This window comes from Paenibacillus sp. MSJ-34 (assembly GCF_018918005.1).
GTDB lineage: Bacteria > Bacillota > Bacilli > Paenibacillales > Paenibacillaceae > MSJ-34.
The window spans coordinates 140332-153893 of sequence record NZ_JAHLPR010000007.1 but is presented as its reverse complement, the minus strand read 5'-3'; the positions used below and the strand labels follow the sequence as shown (position 1 = coordinate 153893).

At 51.8% G+C, this 13562-nt stretch carries 17 protein-coding genes; 9 read left to right on the top strand and 8 right to left on the bottom strand.

Going from position 1 to position 13562, the window contains the following annotated elements:
* Positions 1-115 precede the first annotated feature (115 nt).
* The gene (locus KQI79_RS05660; RefSeq protein WP_367398140.1) at positions 116-823 is read left to right on the top strand and encodes an MFS transporter; all 708 of its coding nucleotides are present in this window, start codon (positions 116-118) and stop codon (positions 821-823) included.
* A gap of 66 nt (positions 824-889) precedes the next feature.
* On the opposite strand, the gene trxA is transcribed toward KQI79_RS05660, so the two are convergent.
* Complete coding sequence (trxA, locus tag KQI79_RS05655) at positions 890-1207, bottom strand: thioredoxin (protein WP_216537238.1); 318 nt, start codon at positions 1205-1207, stop codon at positions 890-892.
* Between the two features lie 271 nt (positions 1208-1478).
* On the opposite strand from trxA, the gene KQI79_RS05650 reads away from it, so the two are divergent.
* From KQI79_RS05650 to KQI79_RS05640, 3 genes are all read left to right on the top strand, one after another.
* Positions 1479-1640, top strand: coding sequence for a YqzM family protein (locus KQI79_RS05650; RefSeq protein WP_216537237.1), 162 nt, complete (start codon positions 1479-1481; stop codon positions 1638-1640).
* A gap of 124 nt (positions 1641-1764) precedes the next feature.
* Positions 1765-1914, top strand: a complete 150-nt coding sequence (locus KQI79_RS05645; RefSeq protein ID WP_216537236.1) for a hypothetical protein — start codon at positions 1765-1767, stop codon at positions 1912-1914.
* Positions 1915-1933: 19 nt separating this feature from the next.
* A complete protein-coding gene (locus tag KQI79_RS05640) occupies positions 1934-2266 on the top strand; it encodes a hypothetical protein (RefSeq protein WP_216537235.1) in 333 nt (110 codons plus the stop codon).
* 4 nt (positions 2267-2270) lie between these two features.
* On the opposite strand, the gene dnaI is transcribed toward KQI79_RS05640, so the two are convergent.
* A complete protein-coding gene (gene dnaI, locus KQI79_RS05635) occupies positions 2271-3224 on the bottom strand; it encodes a primosomal protein DnaI (protein ID WP_216537234.1) in 954 nt (317 codons plus the stop codon).
* A gap of 39 nt (positions 3225-3263) precedes the next feature.
* The gene (locus KQI79_RS05630) at positions 3264-4793 is read right to left on the bottom strand and encodes a DnaD domain protein (RefSeq protein WP_216537251.1); all 1530 of its coding nucleotides are present in this window, start codon (positions 4791-4793) and stop codon (positions 3264-3266) included.
* A 217-nt stretch (positions 4794-5010) separates the two neighbouring features.
* Here KQI79_RS05630 and KQI79_RS05625 point away from each other — a divergent pair, with 217 nt between their 5' ends.
* The 5 genes from KQI79_RS05625 to KQI79_RS05605 all read left to right on the top strand — a co-directional run bounded on the left by KQI79_RS05625 (position 5011) and on the right by KQI79_RS05605 (position 7739).
* Positions 5011-5856 (top strand): SPFH domain-containing protein, encoded by an 846-nt coding sequence (locus tag KQI79_RS05625; protein WP_216537233.1) that lies wholly within the window; start codon positions 5011-5013, stop codon positions 5854-5856.
* Between the two features lie 21 nt (positions 5857-5877).
* Positions 5878-6084 carry a type II toxin-antitoxin system antitoxin gene (locus KQI79_RS05620; RefSeq protein ID WP_216537232.1) on the top strand — a complete coding sequence of 69 codons (207 nt, stop codon included), beginning with the start codon at positions 5878-5880 and terminating at the stop codon, positions 6082-6084.
* A 74-nt stretch (positions 6085-6158) separates the two neighbouring features.
* On the top strand, positions 6159-6482 hold the full coding sequence (locus KQI79_RS05615; RefSeq protein ID WP_216537231.1) for a YbjQ family protein: 324 nt from the start codon (positions 6159-6161) through the stop codon (positions 6480-6482).
* The gene (locus tag KQI79_RS05610) at positions 6479-6721 is read left to right on the top strand and encodes an HD family phosphohydrolase (protein ID WP_216537230.1); all 243 of its coding nucleotides are present in this window, start codon (positions 6479-6481) and stop codon (positions 6719-6721) included. The genes KQI79_RS05615 and KQI79_RS05610 overlap by 4 nt, the downstream gene beginning before the upstream one ends.
* Positions 6722-6848: 127 nt before the next feature.
* Entirely contained in the window at positions 6849-7739 is an 891-nt protein-coding gene (locus KQI79_RS05605; protein ID WP_216537229.1) for an aldo/keto reductase, read from the top strand.
* Positions 7740-7819: 80 nt separating this feature from the next.
* Here the strand turns inward: KQI79_RS05605 and KQI79_RS05600 are convergent, their stop codons facing one another.
* The 5 genes from KQI79_RS05600 to KQI79_RS05580 all read right to left on the bottom strand — a co-directional run bounded on the left by KQI79_RS05600 (position 7820) and on the right by KQI79_RS05580 (position 13500).
* A complete protein-coding gene (locus tag KQI79_RS05600; RefSeq protein ID WP_216537228.1) occupies positions 7820-9841 on the bottom strand; it encodes a leucine-rich repeat domain-containing protein in 2022 nt (673 codons plus the stop codon).
* Positions 9842-9916: 75 nt separating this feature from the next.
* Positions 9917-10576, bottom strand: coding sequence for a transaldolase family protein (locus KQI79_RS05595; RefSeq protein ID WP_216537227.1), 660 nt, complete (start codon positions 10574-10576; stop codon positions 9917-9919).
* A gap of 1 nt (position 10577) precedes the next feature.
* Positions 10578-12113 carry a xylulokinase gene (gene xylB / locus KQI79_RS05590; RefSeq protein ID WP_216537226.1) on the bottom strand — a complete coding sequence of 512 codons (1536 nt, stop codon included), beginning with the start codon at positions 12111-12113 and terminating at the stop codon, positions 10578-10580.
* A gap of 29 nt (positions 12114-12142) precedes the next feature.
* Complete coding sequence (locus KQI79_RS05585) at positions 12143-12904, bottom strand: GntR family transcriptional regulator (RefSeq protein WP_216537225.1); 762 nt, start codon at positions 12902-12904, stop codon at positions 12143-12145.
* Positions 12905-13131: 227 nt separating this feature from the next.
* Entirely contained in the window at positions 13132-13500 is a 369-nt protein-coding gene (locus tag KQI79_RS05580) for an LPP leucine zipper domain-containing protein (protein ID WP_216537224.1), read from the bottom strand.
* Positions 13501-13562 lie beyond the last annotated feature (62 nt).

Sequence of the window (13562 nt, the reverse complement as noted above, 5' to 3'; positions counted from 1 at the left end):
GTCCATGTTCATCAAAGAAGATTCGTTTTAGCACGTTCGTCTCCATATCCTAACCTTACCAAAAACAAAAACGAGGCGGAAGCCCTGCCCACCCCAAAATTTTATAAATTCTATAATGTCAAGCAAAACTTCCGTACCGTTCGTCTTTACGTGCGTTGCGGCGATCGGGCTTCTACTCGCCCTCCTGTCCGCCGTTTTTCTGCGCAAGTACAACATGGCGAAAAAAGAAAAGGACGTTGCCGCCGCGCAAGCATCGGGTTCGTTCTTCAACGCAGGGGTGGCAAAAGCTTATGGCGGCGCTTTTTTCTTAATGTTCTCGCAAGGCGCAATCGCCTATCTGCTGCCTTTGCATGTTCAAACGCTGGGACATGATTCGAAATTAAGCGGCACCTTGATGAGCGCATTCGGAATCATTGCGGTCCTTATATTTGTACTTCCTACGAACCGTATTTTCGACCGTGTCGCCCCATCGGGAACAATGGCGGCAGGCATCGGTTTGATGGGATTGAGCCAACTGCTCATAAGCCAATCAACGACGGTATGGGCGCTTTACATCGTGTTAGGTCTGTATGGGGTAGGCTTTGCCTTCCTGTTCCCGTCTATTAATACGATGCTTATAAGAGCGACGCCCGCCAAGCTGCGCGGGAAAGCATACGGTTATTTCTACGCCTTCTTCTCGTTAGGCGTCGTCGCCGGATCTTCCGTATTGGGCTGGCTGCCCTTCCCTATTGCCGGAGGGTTTCTGTTCACAGGATCGATCCTCCTGCTCTATGCTGCAATCGTCGCCTTCGACAAGCAAAGCGATTACGCGTTGAACCATTAGCGGACCTCGCTTCAGGCAACAAATAAGCAAGCCCTCCAACCGGAGGGCTTGCTTATTCATCGTCAATTATTGATGTTTGCTCAACATATTTTTCAACGCGTCTTTGGAATTCAAGCCGACCACTTTATCGACCGGTTGACCGTCCTTAAACACGATTAATGTCGGAATGCTCATCACGCCAAACCGGGATGCCGATTCCGGATTGTCATCCACGTTCAATTTCGCAATTTTCACTTGATCACCAACTTCGGAGTCAAGCTCTTCTAAGATCGGAGCGAGCATTTTGCACGGTCCGCACCATGGCGCCCAAAAATCGACCAATACCGTACCTTGGCTTTCCACTTCCGTTTTAAAAGATTGATCCGACACATTGACAATTGCCATGACAATTCCTCCTAAAAGTTTTGCAAGCGACACATTCGATAGCCGGCTGCCGGCTTCGATGACATACGCTTACGAATTATTCTTATGTTCTTAATTATCATGTAAAGTATACCACAATGTTTTTCTTTTTGCGAAGATGACTCATATTTGTCACTTTCGGTTACTTTACAAATGAACGAGTAGTTCTGTATACTTGAAGTAAACATTTGGATTCCAATTTTGTGATGAGATTCATTGCACAAATCGGTGTCGAACGTTCAGGAGGTCAGTAATGAAAGCTAATGCGAATGTAAACATGGCGGATCCGCGGGAGCATGTGAACGAGAACCCGACCGACGATTTCGGCGATTTGATGAAAGGCTTCACTTACATGTTCGGGTTTATGTTTGTCATATTCTTTGCGATGGTTGCGATTAAGTATATGATCAGCTAATCCGAACGGCTTCATGGGCAAAACGGGAAAAAGTCTGACTCGACGTCTAACGGCGCGAATCAGACTTTTTTATTTGGACAAACTATTCACGTCAACTACATACCGAAGCAAAGGAGCGGTCGTTGTGAAAGAAGAGGAAAAGGATATGATGAACGAACAAAACTACGCCAACATGAAGAAGAATCCGATACTGAAAAACCCGGCGATTATTCCTTATTTCGTTCTCATCGCGATTGTCATTGTCGCGGTCGTCTATTATTCGATCAAATATTAAGCTTGCACCGGAGGTCCCCATGGAGAAACAAACATATTACGTATCCGTCCAATCGAGCTCGATCTTGACCGAGCAAGGCGCCACGCCTTACGAATTCGAAATACAGGCTACTCAAGAGGAAGTCGACAAATTGCAATCGCTGTTCGATTTCAAATCGGAAGCCGACCAGAAGACGTTCTATCGCGCGCATATTCCCGCTTATCCGTACCACGTCGATCCGGATAACGACATGTACGATTCGTATTTGAACCGGATATACGAACTGATCTACAAGCTTGGCACCGACGAAACGAAACAGGCGATACGGCAATCCCGTCTCATGCAACGTTTGGAAGGCCTTGGGGAACCGTAGAACGTTAGGAAGTTCCGCGCTTGTTCTCCCCGTTCACGACGACGACATCGACGAACGGGCGGACGCGGTCCATCAGCCGTTGTCCCTTGTACGCCTCTTCCCCGTCTTTGCTCGTAAAGCTGAAATGCTTCTCAAGCGCATCCAATTCATAATTGGAAGTATAGAAGGTAGGCTTGCGGTTCATCCGGTAATTCAATATTGCGCCCATCACATGATCGCGCACCCACGGATTCAAGTTCTCCGCGCCGATATCGTCAAAAATGAGCAGGTCGGTTTCCTTCATCAGTTCGACCGTTTCTTTCAGCTTCGCCCCGTCCGTCATCATGGACTTCAAATCTTCGACAAACTCCGGCATATAGACGATCACGCCCGAGTATCCCGCTTTGGCCAATTCATACAGCAAATAGCACATTAAAAACGTTTTGCCCGTGCCGAATTTGCCTACCAGATACAGTCCCTTTTTCTGCAGCCCTTGTTCCTTTGTTTGCAAAATATAGGTCAGCACTTCGCCGGCCGCCGGCGCGCGCTCCAAATCCCGAACTAATATTTCGTCGGCGGAATAACCTTGGTTCAACGCCGTTTCATCGACATAGAAGCTGCGCACGCGATTGCGTATTTGTTCCTGGGATCTGCGCGCGTTAAATTTTTTGCATGATACTTTCCGGTCGTATAACTGCACCGAATCGTTCACCGTTTCGGCCGACAGCAGCGTATAATGCCCTTGAAAATCGTTCGGACATGCGTCCAGACCGGGACAATTCGAACAATGGTAATATTCCGATACGTATTGATACAACCGGTTCATATTCGCTTTCAGCGCCGATTCGTCCAGTTCGGGATACTTCGCGCGCAGCTTGACGATAAGCGGGTCGTTCAGCAGCTTCGCCGCTTTCTCCTCCGCTCTTTCCCACATTTCGCGGCTTGGTATTTGTTTCAGAAGTTGCCCTAACGATTCCATTTGACATGCACCTTTCTCGTTCGGATTCCTAGTTTGCGGCTATTCGTTTTTTTGATCCAGCTTGCGGGCGACTTTACGCATTTCCTCCAGCTGTTCCGGCGTTACGGCCCGGCCTTGCGGGACGTTCTGGATAATCGGAATATTCGGCTTTTGCTTGCCAGTTTTATCGTATCCGGTTCGTCCGCGCCGCGTCGTTCCGCCGCTTTTCTTCGCGGATTCCGCGTTCTGCCCTATTTTCTCCTGGTCGCGAATATGCCGCACCGCTTTCTCGTACGTATCGATTTGCTTCATCAGCATGTTCGATGCGATCGCATCGACGAAATTGCGGTTGATGCGTTGATTGGTCCCGCCAATCAGCAAAGACATCAAATAATGAATCAATACGTTGATCACTTCTTCGGGCAATTTATAATTTAAATCGATTTTCTCGAACATGTCCAGCAAGTTATCGGGAACCGAGCCGGGGAAAAATTTTTTGAGCATTTCCGTGTACGGTTCGTTGCGCATCATCATGTTATATTGATGAATGTCGCATTTGCCTTGAAATTGCACCGGCACGTCCAAGTAATACTCCATTTCCACCGCATGCTCGACGGATAAGCGCTCGGCCGCGGCGGCCGCTTCTTCCTCCCGGCGCATGCCCGCAACTTTATGTACGAGCCTTTCGGTTTCCTCAGCCCGCCTCTTCCCTTGGCGGTATTGCAAATTCGCCCGCCGCTGCAGTTCGTCGAGCCGAACCTCGCCTTGCTCGTCGAACATGCCGTCCTCGTCCAGTAGACTGCAAATATCTTGCAGCGTCAGCTTATATTTTTTCACCACATAATTGATGATTCCGAGCTGTTCCGGTTCGTAGCGCAATCGTTCGACATAGACGCGATTGGCGGATATGCGCGGAAAACGGGAAATAATATCCGCATAATTGAGCCCGGAATCGGCCAAACCCGAACCCATTCGAAAGGCGGCCTGCCGCGGCGGGGATACTTCCGTGAGCGCTTGCTCCAACTCATAATCGATCACATGCGTGTTGAGCGTAAACAATTCGTAGAACGGAATCGATAAATCTTCCTTATGCAAGGCGATATGCGTCAATTCCTCGGGCTCTTCCGCGCAAAATTGCTCCCGCAGCGCGAGTACGGAAAACTTGCCGACTTTGTCGCGCAGGAGAAGCGTCAAATGCTGTGTCTTGAAAAATTCGTTCGGCGAAAGCGGGGCATGCAGCTCATACTCGTAGATCGCATCGTCCGTTTCGGGAACGTAAATGCGGGACGTCTGCAGCAAGCCGACCGCTTCCAGCTTCGACGCTTGCTCGATCAAATATTTCCGTCCCTTCTCGCTCGGGTCGACCCCCAGCGTCAGAAACAAACGGCGCTGCTGCTCCATGCGGGAATATCCGACGCGTTCGCCGGGCACATGCTGATAGAGCAGTTGATAGAAGCCGATCGCAAAGGCTCCTACAAGCGGTTGATATATGAAGTTGAGCATTTTGTAATCGAGCGCGCTCAACGAAAAATCCCGGTATGTACAGTATCTGTGATTCTCAGTAAAATGCAGCAAATTCGTAATGCGCATCGTCCGTGTCACCTCATTGTCGTTCACGAATCCGTATCTATCCTATTCTATCATAAAAGGGATGTCGAACATACTAGAATGAAGGGGGTTAGCAAAGGAAATTGGCGGAATTGGATTTATTTACATTTTACATTTTTATGTAAAAGTGATATCATATGAATATCAAATGAGTATCAATATAATATATATCATAATGAACAGTAAAGGAGCATGTACGATGAAAGAGAAAAAAGCTTTTCGGGTGAATGGATTTTTGGCGGCTTTGTTTACGCTTGCTTGCGTAGTATTGGGAGCGTATCTTCTCTTGATGACGCAACTGGAGTTAGTCGGAATCGTCATTGCATTGATCGGAGCCGCCTCTTTCACGGCGCCGGTCGTCGTCCAGCCGAATCAGGCCGCGGTCGTCACGTTCTTCGGCCGGTATATGGGGACGATTCGCGAGAGCGGATTCTGGATTACCGTTCCTTTCTCCACCTACCGCAAGGTATCGCTGCGCGTCCGCAACTTTAACAGCGCGAAACTGAAGGTGAACGATATCGAAGGCAATCCGATCGAAATCGCCGCGGTGATCGTATTCAAGGTCGTCGATACGGCCAAAGCCACCTTCGATGTCGACAATTACGAACAATTCGTCGAAATCCAAAGCGAGACGGGCTTGCGCCATGTAGCCAGCAAATACCCGTACGATACATTCGAAGACGGCGGTTACTCCTTGCGCGGCAACGCCGAGGAAGTAGCGCTTGAATTAAGCCAGGAACTGCAAGCGCGGCTTGCCGTCGCCGGCGTGGAAGTGATCGAGGCGCGGTTGACGCATCTGGCCTATTCGACGGAAATCGCCGGCGCGATGCTGCAGCGCCAACAGGCGATGGCCATCGTGTCCGCCCGGCAAAAAATCGTCGAAGGCGCCGTCAGCATGGTTGCGCTCGCGATCGCCCAACTGCAGGCCGAAGGCGGGGTTGAACTGGACGAGGAACGCAAAGCGGCAATGATTAACAATTTGATGGTGGCCATTGTGTCGGATCGCGGCGCTTCGCCTGTAATCAATACGGGCAGCCTTTACTAACAAAGGCCAAGGGTAACCGCAATGCCAGCCAAAAAAAATTTCCCGCTGCGAATCGATCCGAAACTGTACGAGGCGCTGGAGCGCTGGGCCGCGGACGAATTCCGCAGCGTAAACGGCCATATCGAATTTCTGCTGCGCGAGGCCGCTTCGCGGGCGGGAAGAATCGGCGGAAGCGCAGGCAAGCGGGATAATGCGCCGCCGCAGCCGGATACGTCCGATCGTAAATGAATAATGATGAAAGTCACTTGAAACCGTAATATAAGGCAAGCGATCATTTCATGTAAAAAGGAGCGAACAGGATCATGCTAATTACGACAACGGAAAACATTAAAAATTACGAAATCACGGAAGTGTACGGAACGGCGTTCGGCGTCGTTGTGCGGGCGCGGGGGCTCGGCGGAGATATTATGGCGTCGCTGAAAGGGCTCGTTGGCGGCGAAGTGACGCAATATACGCAAATGATCGAAGACGCCCGCCGGCAAGCGATCGACCGGATGATTCAAAACGCGCATGCGATGGGAGCCAACGCAGTTGTTATGATGCGCTTCGACAGCGGCGATATCGGCAGCAACATGAGCGAGATCGTCGCCTACGGAACGGCTGTGCAAGCGAGGCCGCTGACGTGATTTGGGGAATCGCGTGGATCGTTCTGCAAGTCGCGGGCTTCCTGCTTATCCTATGGATCAGTTGGCGCTATTTCGATAAAAGGTACCGGAGCAATGGCCGCGATCCGAAGCAATCGTTGTACGGCGGCGATTTCGTCAAAACCAAGGAAATATTTTTCGATCCGAAAGACGGACAAAAATATCAAGTATACTACCATCCAAAGACCGGCGAGCGCGAATACGTTCGGGTCGAGGAATAACATAATCCCCGGAGCTTATACATCCGTATCGCCCCGGGGATTCGTTATTGGCGCCAGCGCCGTTTTTTATATATGATAGAAGTATCCAAAACATAGACGTAAAAACGAGGAAAGGTGTGCATCGCATATGAAATACCGCAAACTCGGCAAGACGGATCTGAACGTATCCGTAATCGGCATCGGAACGTGGCAGTTCGGCGGAGAATGGGGCCGCGACTATACGCAGCGGGAAGCGGACGAAATATTGGGCAGAGCGAAGGAATTGGGCATCAACTTGATCGACACTGCGGAATGCTACGGCGATCATTTGTCGGAATCGTTAATCGGCGAATTCGTGCGCAAAGACCGGCGCGAAGATTGGATTATCGCCACCAAATTCGGGCACAAGTTCCATTCCCACCTGAACCGTACCCCGCAATACGGGGCGCAGGAAGTGCTTCGCCAATTGGACGATTCGCTGCGGGCGCTGCAGACGGATTATATCGACTTGTACCAATTCCACTCCGGCGACGACAAAGCGTTTGATAACGACGATCTATGGACGGCCTTGGACAAGCAGGTGCAAGCGGGGAAAGTGCGCCATCTAGGACTGTCGCTGAATAAGAGCAACAGCATGCATCAGACCGAATCGGCGGCCCGCGTTGGCGCCGGCGCCATACAGTTGGTGTACAACCGGCTGGAACGGGAACCGGAAGAGCGGGTATTCCCCTCGTGCCGGGAGCAAAATCTCGGCGTGTTGGCCCGGGTGCCGCTGGCCAGCGGATATTTGAGCGGCAAGTACAAGCCGGGGGCGACATTCGCCGCCAACGACGTGCGGCAAAATCACGATCCCGCGGAAGTGAAGCGGAAGCTCGAGCAAGCGGAGGAAATCCGGCGGAACGAGGTTCCGCCGGGCGTCCCGATGGCGGAGTGGGCGCTTGCATGGTGTCTGCGCAACGATGCCGTCACTTGCGTCATACCGGGCTGCAAAAATGTAGAACAGGTCGAGAGCAACGCGCGCGCGGCCGAACTGGTGTAAACAAGCGCATAGATAAGAGAAAACACGCAGAGCGGCAACGGAACACCGTCTTGCGTGTTTTCTCTTATTGGGGCCAGCCGTCAAGATTGCGGCTGGTCTTCGAAGTAAACGCCCCGTTCTCTCAATTCCACAGCAATATCCGCTGCGGCTTTGCTTGCTCCGGCGTCCATCCCGTTGTAAGAAACGTTAACCGTGTTTAAATGTTTCAATTGCTTTAATACGGATATGTCTTTAATCCGGTTTTGGACCGCATACAATTCGGCTAAATTCGGCAGAGCGGCCAATGGCGACAAATCGCTTATCCGGTTGCCCGAAATGTCCAGCGACATTAATCCCGGCAAGGAGGACGCAAACGACAGATCATTGATTCCCGAGTAACTGACGCGCAGAACGTTCAAACGTTTCTGCTTGGCGATATGAGCGGAAACGTCTTTCATTTTGGCCGACTCCAGACGCAATTCCTGCAATTGAAAGCGGTCGAGCGCCGAGATATCGGTTAAATTCTCGCCGTTGACCGTAAGCCGTTTCAACTGCCGATGCAGCGGAAGGAGCGGCTGCAAGCTGTCGATATCTCCGCTCTCCAATGTAAGCGTGCGGACATTGGGAATATGGGAGATAAGCTTGTCGATCGAGCCGATTCGAACCGGAGTGTAGATTTGGAAATTGTCCATGTAGGGTAACGGCGTCGTTTCGACGGCGTCTATCAATCCGGATTTTTCGCTCGTCCACGATTGATACTCCACCCTTTGCAAATATTTCGTTTGTTTTAGAAAGCTGTAGTCCGACAAATCATCGAACAGGAACAACGTTCGCAAATGGGTCAGTTTCGCCAGCAGAGCGGCATCTTTCCCCGGATCGTCCATCAGCTCCAGGAAGCGGATTCTGGCCATTTCGGCTTCCGTTACGTCGTCTTCCGGCTTATTCAGCATGAGCCTTATTGCGGCTTCAAACTCTTTGTTCGCGAAACGCACTTTGCGGTCGGATCCGGCAGGCTTTCCGGAGCGAGACTTCCAATCCGCGATATACTCTTTGGTCATTCCGTCCGGCGGAAGATCGAAGAAACGGACTTCGTAGGAAATCGTCTTCTCGCTTCCTCCATTGTCCCGAATGCCGGAAATATGTACCTTGTACACATCGTAATCGTTAAGAAACATCAACTGGTCCGGACGAAATGTGATGCTGCCGGAGGCGGAATCGACGGCAAAAAATTTGGAAGCCCGGTCCCCCTGCTTTCCTTGATCCGCGGCGCTGAAGGACCATGTCTTGTTGTCGTTGATCCGCTGCAACGTTACTTTCACTTGGCTTGCGGATAAATTCCCATACTTATTCGGATTCAGGCGCACGGTCCAACCGTCGTATTCCGACATTTCGCTCAGCGGAAACGCTCCGGCTCCCGGCCAGGCGATATAATCGTAATCGGCCGCGCCCGAATCGGCAGGGGTGTTGAACGCGATGCTCCGGTAGTGAAGCGAAGGCGTAAATGCAAAGCCAAAGCCGAACCGCGTTCTCTCAGGCGCCAGAAACGTATTCCGTTTGCCGGAGAGCCGCTCAAGGGAAGAGGTATCTCTTATCGTTCCGCTCACCGCTTCTTGCAAAGACGGCAATCCCAACATCGGATTGGTGACATTAAATGTCAAATATCCGATATTGCCCGATCCGGCTTGTTGACCGAGCGCTGCGGGCAAATCGGGCATCGATTGCCCGGCGGATTTCAGATCGGCGACGGCGTTTCGAATGACGGATTGCATGGCTTGATCGTTCAGCGCTTCGTCCAACATCGCGTTTTCCGGCATCCCCGCCAAGAAACGCATAAAGTTGATGGTATGAATCCCGTCCTGCAAATAATCAGAGTCCAGCTTGCCCGTTCGATACGGGGGATACAAGCCGGGCTGTTCCGCATAAGGATTGCCGGCGTAGGCAGGGCGGTATTGCCGCCATTTCTCGACGACTTGTTCAATGGAATGGCCTGTCCGGCTCTCTTCGGACGAGGCATGGACACCGGCGGGATGCATGGCATAACCCGCGAGCAAAGCCAGCATCGAGGCAGCAACGATCCAATAGGCGCGCGGATGGAATCTAACGATAGATGCAAATCTTGGCACGATTGATAACTTCCTTTCCGTCAAATACTAGAATGATAGAATAGAACCATTTTATTATAGCTTAATTTTGGAAATTCAAATAGTGCCGGATTCGCCAAGCAAGGCTTCCCAATCGTCCGCGAATTGCCTGCTTCCTTTTTCCGTTAACGGATGTACCGCCAAATCCCGGAACACCTCGTACGACATCGTCATCGCGTCCACCCCGAGCTTGGCGGCGTCGACGACATGCTGCGTGCCGCGAATGCTGGCGGCGATAATTTTCGTCTCAAATCCGAGCGTCCGGTACATTTCCCGAACTTCTCGAACAAAGGCGAGGCCCGATGCGCCGACATCGTCGATCCGGCCCAGATACGGACTGATATAAACCGCCCCCGCCTTCGCCGCCAGAACGGCCTGCCCCGGTGTGTAGACAAGCGTCATATTCGTTTCGATTCCGTCCTTGGAAATGGCATGCAGCGCCTGCAAGCTGTCCATGCTCATCGGAAATTTGATGACCGGACGTTTGCATAGGCTCGCCGCTTCCCGCGCCTCCCGAATCATATCCGCCGCCGTCCGTCCCGTCACCTGGTACCATACTTTCCCGGGAACGATTCGGTCGATTTCCTTCAGCAATTCCATCGGCGCCTTTTTTTCTTTCGCCAAAATGCTCGGATTCGTCGTAATTCCATCCAAAAAGCCCAACTCCATGCCCGATCGTATATGCTCCAAATTTCCCGTATCGAGATAAAGTTCCATATTACCCCTCCGTTTTTCCGTTTACTTGTTTCAAAGATTGATAGATAGGCAGCAATTGGCGATAACTTTGTTCGAATATGTCGAACATCTCGTCATAGATTTGCCGATATTCCCGCGCCGGTTGATGCGTCGATACTTCCTTGATCCATCGTTTCGCCGCGGAGAAGGACGGAATCAAGCCGGCTCCGACCGCGCCGGCCATCGCCGCTCCCATCGAAGTAGCTTCTTCCAGATCGGCGGGAACCGATATTTCCGTATCGTAAATGTCTGCGAGAATTTGGCGCCATAACGGGCTTTTCGCACCGCCACCCAATACCCGCATCCGATCGATCGATACGCCTTGTCCGCGGAACGTATCGAGCACGATTTTCAGGTTATAGCCTACTCCTTCCATCACCGCCCTCGCCAAATCGCCCCGGTCATGCTTCATATGCAGGCCGATAAAGGCTCCCCGCGCATCGGGATTCCAGCGCGGAGCCCTCTCCCCCAGCAAATAGGGGAGATACAGCAGCCGATTCGCGCCGGCGGGAGAAGCGGCCGCTTCCGCATTCAACAGGTCATAAACGTTTGAAGCGCTTGCAGACTCCGCCGCGTAAAAGCGGTTTTTCAGCCATTGCAGCGAAGCGCCTCCGCATTGCATCGTTCCGGTAGGCACATATTGGGCCGGGTCCAAATGAACGAACGTAAAGGTTCTCATGGCAGGATCGAAAAGAGGTTCGTTCGTCGCAATCGAAATCCACGAAGACGTGCCGATGCAATTGAAAGACTCTCCTTCGTTCATGACACCCGCGCCGGCGGCGGCGCAGCATCCGTCTCCGCCCCCGATGACGACGCTCGTTCCTTGTTTCAAGCCGGTTGCGGCGGCGGCTTCCGCCGTCACTTCGCCAATGACGGTCGCTGACGGATAAGGGGCGGGCAATAGATTCATATCGAAACCGCATGCTTCGATGATGCGCTCCGACCAGCGCTTCGCGGACAAATCGAATAGATTGGTCGCGGAAGCGTCGGAATAATCGGTCGCGAATGCCCCCGTCATTTTGTATGCCAAATAATCTTTCGCTTGAAGCATTTTCGCCGCTTGCCCGTAAATGTCCGGACGACGCCGCTTGATCCATAGCAGTTTCGGCCCGGGGTAGGAAGAACTGATGCGATGCCCTGTCATCCGATACGCATATTCCATCCCAAGCCGGTTCAGCATCCAGTCCGCTTCCGCCTCGGCCCGCATATCCGCCCAAATGATCGAGCGTTCAAGCGGCACGCCCCGCTTATCCACCAACAAACAGCCCATCATTTGCCCGCTGAACGAGACGCAGCCGATATGGTCTTGTCCCGTTTGCGTCGTTTGCAGCAGCTTGCGGGTGGAGACGCATACCGCCTCCCACCAATCGTCGGGATTTTGCTCGGCCCAGCCGACTTGCGGATAATGCGTTTCATATCCGTAGAAGGCGCTCCCGATCTTTTCCCCGCCGCTTGTGTACAATGTCGCTTTGTTGCCTGTCGTGCCGATGTCATGAGCCAATATATATTTGGTCGACATCCCGCATCCATCCTCCTCCGATTTCATTGTTAAGGCCGCCGGTAAGGAACGGTAACCGTGAAATTGCTGACATCTCCCCGATATCGTCCGATCGTATATTCGAACGGCATATCCGAATCCAAATAGCCGACGGTGCTGATTTTCTGAATCGCGTCCCGGTGTTTGATCCGAAGCATCGCAGCCAGTTCCGGGGTTGCATGCTCGGATTCGATCGTTCGGCGAGCATAACCGATTCGGTAATGATATCTGTCCTCCATAAGCCGATATAACGATACTTGCTCGAAATCTTCGCCCTCAATGCCCGGCGCGAGCGCCAGCGGAACGTAAGTCGTTGCGACAACGTACGGCTCGTTCTTCACAACGCGCAGCCGCTCCAGCAATAGGTACGATTCGTATCGATTCGCGAAAATTTCTTGCGGCGCTTGATCGGCAGGCACGATCTTCTGTTGTACGACGACGGTTGCGAACGGCAGCCCTTGCAGTTCCATTTCATGTTGAAAGCTCCCCAACGTTTCTAGAAACCGTCCCGTAATTTTCGGACTGGCCACGAACGTCCCTCTGCCGTGCTCTTTGCGCAGCAGCCCTTCGTTTACAAGCTCCGCGACCGCCTGTCTTACGGTCGGACGGCTAATATCGTAGCGTTCCATCAGTTCCCGCTCCGACGGAATCAGATCGCCTGGCCGCCATTCCTGCCGTTCGATCGCCCGTTTCAAAATCTCCTTTAATTGATAGTACAAAGGAACCGGGGCTTGCTTCGATATTTCGTTGCCGTTCTTGCCGATTGAGTTCAACGCTGTTTGCCACCTCGTTTCGCATATTTTCATCGATCGATCCTTCTCAACTCATCAGGTCGTCATTACCAGTTACAGTCTATTACATCATACGATGCCGTATTCGTCAATCGCGAATCTTACCGATGATTGGATTGCTATCGATGATGCGGCTTTATGCGCGACCGAATAAAAACGGACCGGGAGTTGCGGATATTACGAATCCGCTTCCCGGTCCATCTACAGGGTCACACTTGTCTAATCAGCCTTTGTTGCAAAACATGAATATCATGGTCGTGTTTATTCGATTTATCCATTAGATAAGTGATCGTATCGTGAAAAGAGGCGTTTTGCTTCTCTATGCGATCCAGCCGCTGATTCACGACGCTCATCTCCTCTTTTAACGCGCTCACGTCGCTCTTCAACGTGGCAACATCGCTCTTTAGCGTTCCAACGTCGCTCTTCAACGTGGCAACATCGCCTTTTAGCGTTCCAACATCGCTCTTCAACGTTGCGATATCGCTCTTCATCGATTGCTGTTCATTTAATACATTGCCTACCATACCGATCAGTTGCGTCATCATCCCTTCCAGACGATTAAAACGTTCTTCTGACATTTACGCTCATCCTCCTTAACATGTAATCGAAATCGAATCTCGTCGATATCCCGCTTCGGAAA